The organism is Stenotrophomonas sp. GD03794, assembly GCF_029842145.1.
Lineage (GTDB): Bacteria > Pseudomonadota > Gammaproteobacteria > Xanthomonadales > Xanthomonadaceae > Stenotrophomonas > Stenotrophomonas riyadhensis.
In genome coordinates, this window is sequence record NZ_JAOCFV010000093.1 from 1 (window position 1) to 8,061 (window position 8,061).

Annotated in this window: 9 protein-coding genes and 1 riboswitch; of the genes, 5 read left to right on the forward strand and 4 right to left on the reverse strand. The window is 68.7% G+C overall.

Annotated elements, in window-relative coordinates:
- Window positions 1-139: 139 nt before the first annotated feature.
- Window positions 140-778 (reverse strand): NAD(P)H-binding protein, encoded by a 639-nt coding sequence (locus N5D91_RS23910; RefSeq protein ID WP_180855525.1) that lies wholly within the window; start codon window positions 776-778, stop codon window positions 140-142.
- A gap of 108 nt (window positions 779-886) precedes the next feature.
- Between N5D91_RS23910 and N5D91_RS23915 the strand changes: the two genes are divergently transcribed.
- The 3 genes from N5D91_RS23915 to gph all read left to right on the forward strand — a co-directional run bounded on the left by N5D91_RS23915 (window position 887) and on the right by gph (window position 3,325).
- Window positions 887-1,816, forward strand: coding sequence for a LysR family transcriptional regulator (locus tag N5D91_RS23915; RefSeq protein WP_153856215.1), 930 nt, complete (start codon window positions 887-889; stop codon window positions 1,814-1,816).
- Window positions 1,813-2,604, forward strand: a complete 792-nt coding sequence (locus N5D91_RS23920) for a class I SAM-dependent methyltransferase (protein WP_180855526.1) — start codon at window positions 1,813-1,815, stop codon at window positions 2,602-2,604. Before N5D91_RS23915 ends, N5D91_RS23920 begins: the two co-directional genes overlap by 4 nt.
- Window positions 2,605-2,668: 64 nt before the next feature.
- Entirely contained in the window at window positions 2,669-3,325 is a 657-nt protein-coding gene (gene gph / locus N5D91_RS23925; RefSeq protein WP_164161801.1) for a phosphoglycolate phosphatase, read from the forward strand.
- Between the two features lie 141 nt (window positions 3,326-3,466).
- On the opposite strand, the gene btuB is transcribed toward gph, so the two are convergent.
- The gene (btuB, locus tag N5D91_RS23930; protein WP_110710945.1) at window positions 3,467-5,311 is read right to left on the reverse strand and encodes a TonB-dependent vitamin B12 receptor; all 1,845 of its coding nucleotides are present in this window, start codon (window positions 5,309-5,311) and stop codon (window positions 3,467-3,469) included.
- A 114-nt stretch (window positions 5,312-5,425) separates the two neighbouring features.
- Window positions 5,426-5,649: riboswitch (cobalamin riboswitch) on the reverse strand.
- A gap of 142 nt (window positions 5,650-5,791) precedes the next feature.
- On the opposite strand from btuB, the gene N5D91_RS23935 reads away from it, so the two are divergent.
- Entirely contained in the window at window positions 5,792-6,370 is a 579-nt protein-coding gene (locus N5D91_RS23935) for a histidine phosphatase family protein (protein ID WP_032128728.1), read from the forward strand.
- Window positions 6,371-6,461: 91 nt separating this feature from the next.
- On the opposite strand, the gene N5D91_RS23940 is transcribed toward N5D91_RS23935, so the two are convergent.
- Together N5D91_RS23940 and N5D91_RS23945 are read right to left on the reverse strand one after the other, a co-directional pair.
- Window positions 6,462-6,824: a TfoX/Sxy family protein gene (locus N5D91_RS23940; RefSeq protein ID WP_032128727.1), complete on the reverse strand. Its 363-nt coding sequence runs from the start codon at window positions 6,822-6,824 to the stop codon at window positions 6,462-6,464.
- Window positions 6,821-7,303 carry a GAF domain-containing protein gene (locus tag N5D91_RS23945; RefSeq protein ID WP_180855527.1) on the reverse strand — a complete coding sequence of 161 codons (483 nt, stop codon included), beginning with the start codon at window positions 7,301-7,303 and terminating at the stop codon, window positions 6,821-6,823. The genes N5D91_RS23940 and N5D91_RS23945 overlap by 4 nt, the downstream gene beginning before the upstream one ends.
- A gap of 68 nt (window positions 7,304-7,371) precedes the next feature.
- Between N5D91_RS23945 and bioD the strand changes: the two genes are divergently transcribed.
- On the forward strand, window positions 7,372-8,055 hold the full coding sequence (bioD, locus tag N5D91_RS23950) for a dethiobiotin synthase (RefSeq protein ID WP_279909137.1): 684 nt from the start codon (window positions 7,372-7,374) through the stop codon (window positions 8,053-8,055).
- Window positions 8,056-8,061 lie beyond the last annotated feature (6 nt).

The window sequence follows — 8,061 nt, forward strand, 5'->3', positions numbered from 1 at the left end:
ACTGGTGAAGCTGGCGGCCAGGGCGAGGGGGAGCAGCAAGGCAGCGGTACGCATGGGGCATTCCTTGTGGCGGACGGCGAGCCGAGCGTGGGCCTGGCTCACAGGGGGGTAGCGCCGGGCCATGCCCGGCGGCCTGGCATCAGTACGCCGCAGTGATGATCTGCTTTGGGTACTGGTGTGCTTCCAGCTCGGCGACGAACGCCGCGCCGTAGTCGGCGTAGCTGATGCGGCTGTGGCCGCTGGCATCGGCCAGGAAGGCCTTGGGCTGCACGCGGTACTGGCCACGCTCTTCGCCCGGGCCGATTTCGGCGGCCGGCGAGAAGAAGGTCCAGTCCAGGTCATCCACCGCCTGCAGGCGGTTGAAGGCTTCACGATGGGCCAGTGCGTACGGCTTGTAGGCCTCCGGGAAGGTGGGGGTATCGACCAGCTGCACGCCCGGCGCCACTTCCAGGCTGCCGGCGCCACCGACCACCACCAGGCGCGGTACACCGGCCTTGCGTGCGGCCGCAGCCAGCTGCGCGGCGACCTCGCCGACGCGGCCGATGTCATCGCCCGGACGCGGGCCGTAAGCACTGGCCAGCACGTCGTGGCCGGTGATGGCGGCGACCAGGGCGTCCTGGTCATCCAGCGAGGCGATCACCGGGTGGGCACCGGCCAGTTCCGCCGGAAGATCCTGTGCGCTGCGCACGATGACGGTGAGTTCGTAGCCGCGGGCCAGCGCGTGGCGGGCGATCTGGCGGCCGATGTTGCCGGTGGAACCAACGAGGGCGATCTTCATGGCAGGACTCCGTGGGGCGGTGTGGGGTGGGAATGGGGCCACTCTAGGCTGCTGCAGTTGATCGAAAAACAGCGTATAACGCGCTTGTTTGTTGCATGGATCGAGCATATGGACCGATTGACCGCCATGACCGTCTTCGTCGAGGTGGCCGAGCGCGGCAGCCTCACCGCCGCCGCCGAGGTGCTGGACATGTCGCGGGCGATGGTCAGCCGCTACCTGGCCGAGGTCGAGGGCTGGCTGGGCGCACGCCTGTTGCACCGGACCACGCGCCGGGTCAGCCTGACCGGTCCTGGCGAGGCGGCACTGGCGCGCTTCCGGCAGATGCTGGCGATCGGTGAAGAACTGCAGGGCGAACTGGCCAGCGATGATCCCGAGCCGCATGGCACGTTGCGGGTGACCGCCAGCGTCTCGTTCGGGCAGAGCCATCTGGCACGGGCGGTGGCTGGCTTCGTCGCGCGCCATCCGGCGGCGCGCATCGAGCTGCTGCTGGTCGACCGCACGGTGAACCTGGTGGAAGAGCGGGTGGACCTGGCTGTGCGCATCGCGCGCCAGATCGACCCCAGCCTGATCGCACGGCGACTGGCCACCTGCCGCTCGGTGCTGTGCGCGACGCCGTCCTACCTGCAGGCGCGTGGCACGCCGACCGCGCCGGAGCATCTGGCCGCGCACAACTGCCTGACCCATCATTACGTCGGCAAGAGCCTCTGGCAGCTGCACCGCGACGGTCGTTCGCTGTCGGTGGCGGTGGGCGGCAACATCAGCGCCAACGAGGCCTCGCTGCTGCTGGAGGCGGTGCGCGCCGGCGCCGGCATCGCCATGCTGCCGACCTACCAGGTGGCGCCGCTGCTGCGCAGTGGCGAGCTGATCGAACTGCTGCCCGATTTCAGCCTGGACGAACTGGGCATTCATGCCGTGTACGCGTCACGGCGCCAGCAGCCCGCTATCATGCGGCGATTCCTGGATTTCCTGGGCGAGTGTTTCGCCAGCCCGGCCTTCCAGGATCTGGATTGGCGCCCACCGGGCAAGGAGCACGCATGAACCATGGACAGGCCTTGATCGACCACAACCGTGCCGCCTGGGACCGACAGGCCAGCGAAGTGCGCGAATGGTCGCGCCCGGTGGAAAGCGCAACGATCGCCGCCGCGCGCGAAGGCCGCTGGCAGGTGCACCTGACGCCCCGCGCGCTGCCGCTGGACTGGCTGGGTGACGTGCGCGGCCGTCGCATCCTGTGCCTGGCCTCGGGGGGCGGCCAGCAGGCGCCGGTGCTGGCGGCGGCTGGGGCAGACGTCACCGTGTTCGATCTGTCCGACGGGCAGCTGGAACAGGACCGCAGGGTCGCTGCGCGTGACGGCCTGCAGCTGCGCACCGTACAGGGTGACATGCGCGATCTGCATGCGTTCGCCAACGACAGTTTCGATGTGGTGTTCCACCCGATCTCGAACCTGTACGTGCCTGATGTGCGCCCGGTGTGGACCGAATGCCGGCGCGTTCTCGCACCCGATGGCCTGCTGATGGCCAGTTTCTACAACCCGGTGCTGTTCGTCGGCGCGCGCGATCCGCAGCTGGACGCACAGGGTCTGATCCGGCCGCAGTACGCCATCCCCTATTCGGACCTGGAAGACCTGGCGCCGGCCGAGCGCGAGGCGAAGCTGGCACGGGGTGACGCACTGACCTTCGGCCACAGCCTGACCGAGCTGATCGGTGGTCAGCTCGATGCCGGCTTCATCATCGATCGCTTCATGGAAGACTGGCAGCCGCAGCCGCGCTTCCTGATCGACCGTTATCTGCCCACCTTCCTGGCCACCCGCGCACGCCGGATTGGTTGAGGCCGATCGGCGCAAAAACCAGCGGCGTACAATGGACGGCTCCACGTCATGCAGGTGCCGTTCCTTGTCGTATCCCTATCCGCTGGTCGTGTTCGACCTTGATGGCACGCTGGTCGACAGCGCCGCCGATATCGCCGAAGCACTGAACCGCACGCTGGAGGACATCGGTGTGGCACGCGTGCCGGAAGCCACGGTGCTGGGCTGGATCGGCGATGGCGTGCGCCGCCTGGTCGAGCAGGCCGTGCATGCCGCCGGTCGCGAAGTCGACCTGGCTGAAGTGATGCCGGTATTCATGGTGCACTACCGTGAGTGCCTGCTGCGCAGCCCGCGCCTGTTCGACGGCGTGGCCGAAGCGCTGACGCAGCTGCGGGAACGCGCGGTGCCGCTGGCGATCTGCACCAACAAGCCCGAAGCGCTGGTGCCGCCACTGCTGCAGCACCTGGGTATCGGTGATGCGTTCGCGCTGGTGCTGGGTGGCGACTCCCTGCCGCAGCGCAAGCCCAGCGGTGAGCCGCTGCGGCATATCGCTGCGCACTTCGGGCTGCCTGTAGAGGCGTGCCTGATGGTCGGTGATTCGTTGACCGATTACCGCGCCGCCGAAGATGCAGGCATGCCGATCGCGCTGGTGCGCTATGGCTATCCGCGCGGCCTGGATCTGGCCACCGCAGACGCGGTGGCGGTGATCGACGACCTGCGTGAGCTGCCGGGGTTGCAGGGCTGATGCAACGGATAACGCCGGTCGCCGGGCGGTAACCCGGGCCGACGCAATGGGTAGTGCCGGCCGCTGGCCGGCAACCCGGAGTGCGCTGTCGAAGGTCATGATGTTGCCGGCCAGCGGCCGGCACTACCATGACCGTCGCGCTCACTTCGGCTGGTAACGCACGCTCAGCTGGTACTCGCGGCCCGGCTGGTTGAACCACGCTACGGTCTCGTAGCGGCGATCGAACACGTTGGCGGCACGCGCCAGCAGCGACCACTCCGGCGTCAGCGCGTACTCGGCGCGCAGGTCCAGCGTGCCGTAGCCGCCAACCTTCACCGAGTTGCTGGCGTTGTCATAGCGCTTGCCTGCACCCTGCACGGTCAGGCCGGCGCGGAAATCGCCGAAGCGGCGGTCGATGTCCAGGCGTGCGGTCTGCTGCGCGCGGCGCGGCAGCCAGTTGTCGAACTGGGTGCTGCCGTGGGTGTGGTTGCGCGGGTCGGTATAGCTCAGCTGCGCATTGATGTCGAAGCCGGCCAGCAGCATGCCACCGGTCAGCTCGGCACCGCGGATGCGCGCCTTCTCCACCTGCCGCATCTTCATCGTGGAGGCATCGTAGGTGATCAGGTCATCGATGCGGGTCTCGTACACGTCCAGGCCCCAGTGCCAGCCCTGGCCCTGCTGCGAAACGCCGAGATTGGCGCTCTTGGACTTCTCCGGCTTCAACGTCCGCACGCCGCTCCATGGGTCGTACAGGTCGCTGAAAGTCGGTGCCTTGAACGCCGTACCGTAGCTGGCATTGACGCGCAGGCCGTGCTCCAGTTCCATCGCCCAGCCCACGCTGCCGGTGGCGTGGTTGCCGAACTGCTGGTTGTCGTCGTTGCGCGCGCTGGCCTGCAGCTGGTGGCGGCCGAAGCGGCCCTGGTACTGCACGAACACGCCGGTGTTGCGGCGGCTGTCGACGAGGTAACCCGCGCTGCTGCCATCCAGGTTGTCTTCGCTCCAATCCACGCCTGCACTCAGCAGCTGGCCCTCGGCCACGCCGAAGTCCCCCTGCAGCGAGGCGCTGTCGCGATGGGTCTGCGCGCTGCCGAACACCCCCGGTGCGCCGAAGTTGTCCGACTCGTTGTCACTGCGGCCGACGTTGGCGGTGAACGCCAGGCGTTCGGACGGGGTGTAGCGCACCTTGCCGGCCAGCACCTGCTGGCGGGTCTCCGAGTAGTTGTAGTAGCCGTCGTAGTGGTTCTTGCCGTCGGCACGCAATGCGCTGCCTTCCACGGTCCACTGGTCGTTGAAGCTGTAGCCGCCGCGCAGGCTCTTGGACAGGTTGCGGTAGCCGTCGCGGTCATGCTCGTCGGCAAAGCAGCCCGCGGAGAACACCGATGCGGAGCCGCGGCAGGCATCGATGCCGTCGGAATGCTGGTAGGCGATGTCGGCGCCGAACCAGCCGCGTTCGGTGCCACCGCCGATGCCGCCACTGGCTTCGCGCAGGCCATTGCTGCCGCCACCGAGCTGGAAGTGCGGGGCGAAGTCACCCTGGTTGCGGCGGGTGAAGATCTGGATCACGCCACCGATGGCGTCGGCGCCGTACAGGCTGGACTGCGGGCCACGCACGATTTCCAAGCGTTCGATCTGCGCCAGCGGCAGGTCCTGGTACATGGCCAGGCCGAGGTCGGCGCTGTTGATGCGCACGCCATCGACCAGCACCACGGTGTGGCCCGAGTTGGTGCCACGCAGGAACAGCGAGCTCTGCTTGCCCAGGCCGCCGGCATTGGTCAGGTTGATGCCGGCGCGGCCGCGCAGCAGTTCCTGCAGCGAGGTGGCCTGGCTGGATTCGATCTGCGCGCGGTCGATCACCTGGGCCGGCGCGATGCTGTCCTGCAGGGCAATCGGGGTGCGGGTGGCGGTAACCAGGATCTGGTCGAGCGCGGTGGTGTCATCGGCGGCCTGGGCCAGCGCGGGCAGGGCGGCCAGCACGGCCAGGGACAGCATTCGGGACTGCAGCTTCATGGGGGACTCCAGGTGCCACGCACGCCCGCGTGGCGAAGGGGAGGAGCCGCGAAGGCAGGCATGCGCCGACGCCGCAGCGCAGGCCGCGGTCATCCAGCGCCATGCCCACCGCATCGCGACCTGAGGCTTCCGGGCCGGTCTCCGGGCTTGCCGCCGGGTGGCGCGAGGCCACCGTCCAGGCGCCTTCCCATGCCTGCGGCACAGTGGCGGTGTTGCCTGGAACTGACGTGCTTACCGTTGCGGGGGCAGCGCCGGCCTGGCGTGGCATCACGCGTCACCGGCTTCCCGTTTCAACCTGCCGGCCGTGGCCGCAGGTCACCTGGAAGTGCGCGCAGTCTACGGCATCGCAGGCGGCCGGTAGCGTCGAGCCTGCTCGACTGCCTTTGCTGAGCCCTTAGAATGGTCCCTCGATCCCGTGGTGCCGTTGCCGATGTCCGCCCGTTTTCCGCTGTTCCCGCGTTGCCTGTACAGGACGCGCGCATGATCCTCGACCTGGTCCGCCATGCCGGCAACGGTCGCGATGAGTTCCTCGATGGCCGCAGCGATCCACCGCAGCTGGCCCGTCTGCCGCAGGAACTGGTCGACGCTTACGCCGCGCAGCCGTGGGAGCGGGTGATCAGTTCGCCGCGGTTGCGCTCGCTGCACACGGCGATGGCCCTGGCCACGCCGCGCGGGCTGGACGTGGAAGCGGACGAGGAATGGGAAGAGCTGGATTTCGGCGATTGGGACGGGCAGTCGCTGTTCGACCTGCCGGAGGACGCATTGGCGGCCTTCCATGCCGACCCGCATGCATTCCCGCCGCCGAACGGCGAAAGCTGGGGCCACTTCGAGCGGCGCATCGCGCGCGCGCTGGATCGCCTGCTTGATGATGACGATCCGGTGCCGACGCTGGTGGTCAGCCACGGCGGCCCGCTGCGCATGGTGCTGTCGCAGGTCTGCGGCCTGCCGATGTCGCTGTGCTGGGCCCTGCGTATTGACCACGGCACACGCCTGCGGGTGTGGCTGGAGCGCGGCGAGGTCGGGCTGGTGGGCGAACTGCTGGAGCTGCAGCAGCCCTGACCGCAGTCGCCGGGCATGACCCGGCGCTACCGATCCCGCATCACAGTGGTAGTGCCGGCCGCTGGCCGGCATCCCCAGGATCGCGGAGGCCTCAATCCTCGTCCGCGCGCTCGGCCACGCTGTCCTCAGCGTCGTCGTCAGCATCGAAGCGCTGCTCATGCACCGGGCCCGAAGCGGGGCCGGCCGCCTTCAGCGGATGCGCAGCGATGCGCGCTTCGTAATCCTGCACCAGCGCCTCACGCTGCGGCTCGCTCAGTTCCTGCCAATGGCAGTCCAGCAACGCGCCTTCCAGTGAATAGAGCAGGTTCAGGCTGGGCTTGAAGCCGGCGCGCTTGACCTTGACGAAGGCGCCGACCGCGCCGATCGCAACCAGGTCCTCGCGGCTGCGCAGGCCGACCTGGCGCAGCCAAGCTGCACTTTTGGGGCCGATGTTGCGCAGCTTCGGCGCGCTCATCCCAGCGCCTCGACGAACACGCGGGCGATCGCCTCCACGCCGGCCTGGTCATCGGCATCGAAGCGGCCCACCTTCGGGCTGTCGATGTCGAACACGCCGATCAGTTCATCGCCGCGCAGCAGCGGCACCACCAGTTCCGAACGCGAGGCCGAATCGCAGGCGATATGGCCGGGGAAGGCATCGACGTCGTCCACGCGCTGGGTCACGCGCTGGCTGGCGGCGGCACCGCACACGCCCTTGTCCAACGGGATGCGCACGCAGGCTGGCAGGCCTTGGAACGGCCCGACCACCAGCTCCTTGCCGTCGTACAGGTAGAAGCCCACCCAGTTCAGGTCGGGCAGTGCGTGGTAGACCAGTGCGGAGAGGTTGGCCGCGTTGGCGATGCGGTCGGACTCGCCGTAGACCAGGCCACGGGCCTGTTCCAGCAGCTGGGCGTATTGTTCCGGCTTGCTGCCGGTAAGCGAGGCATTGGCGAACATGCCCGCAGTCTAGCAAGCGCGCCGGGCCGGCGATAATGCACGCTCTGTTGCCCCGCTGGAGCTTATCGATGCCGTTGCCCGCCACGCTGCCGCCTGCCCTGTTCGTCACCGGCACCGATACTGAGATCGGCAAGACCGCAGCCAGCACCGCGCTGCTGCATGCACTGCGCCGGCGCGGCCTGCGCGCAGTCGGCATGAAGCCCGTGGCCAGTGGCAGTGAAGATCTGGGGCAGGGCCTGCGCAACGAGGACGCGCTGGCGCTGCAGGCGGCCAGTTGGCCGGTGCCGGACTATGCCGACCTGAACCCGTACGCGCTGCGGCAGCCGCTGGCGCCAGAGCTGGCCGCTGCCGAGGATGGCGTGCAGGTGGAGCTGGCGCCGATCGTGGCCGCGTTCGAACGTCTGCGAGCGCGGGCCGACGTTGTGGTGGTGGAGGGCGTGGGCGGTTGGCTGGCGCCGGTCTCGGCCACGCTGGACCAGCGTGATCTGGTGCGCGCACTGCAGCTGCCCGTGCTGGTGGTGGTGGGCATGCGGCTGGGCTGCGTCAACCATGCGCGGCTGACCACGCAGTCGTTGCAGGTCAGTGGCGTGGAGTGCCTGGGCTGGATCGGCAACCACATCGACCCGGCGATGCAGCGCCAGGACGAGAACATCGCCACGCTGCAGCAGCGCCTGCCGATGCCGTGCTGGGGGCGGCTGCCGCATCTGCCAGGTGCGAATGGCGAAGCGCTGTCGGCGTACCTGCTCGATTGATCCTGG

Excerpts from the sequence above, each read along its gene's own strand:
- N5D91_RS23910 (WP_180855525.1), bottom strand. The coding sequence starts at position 778 with ATGAAGATCGCCCTCGTTGGTTCCACCGGCAACATCGGCCGCCAGATC.
- N5D91_RS23915 (WP_153856215.1), top strand. The coding sequence starts at position 887 with ATGGACCGATTGACCGCCATGACCGTCTTCGTCGAGGTGGCCGAGCGC.
- N5D91_RS23920 (WP_180855526.1), top strand. The coding sequence starts at position 1,813 with ATGAACCATGGACAGGCCTTGATCGACCACAACCGTGCCGCCTGGGAC.
- btuB (WP_110710945.1), bottom strand. The coding sequence starts at position 5,311 with ATGAAGCTGCAGTCCCGAATGCTGTCCCTGGCCGTGCTGGCCGCCCTG.
- N5D91_RS23935 (WP_032128728.1), top strand. The coding sequence starts at position 5,792 with ATGATCCTCGACCTGGTCCGCCATGCCGGCAACGGTCGCGATGAGTTC.
- N5D91_RS23940 (WP_032128727.1), bottom strand. The coding sequence starts at position 6,824 with ATGAGCGCGCCGAAGCTGCGCAACATCGGCCCCAAAAGTGCAGCTTGG.
- N5D91_RS23945 (WP_180855527.1), bottom strand. The coding sequence starts at position 7,303 with ATGTTCGCCAATGCCTCGCTTACCGGCAGCAAGCCGGAACAATACGCC.
- bioD (WP_279909137.1), top strand. The coding sequence starts at position 7,372 with ATGCCGTTGCCCGCCACGCTGCCGCCTGCCCTGTTCGTCACCGGCACC.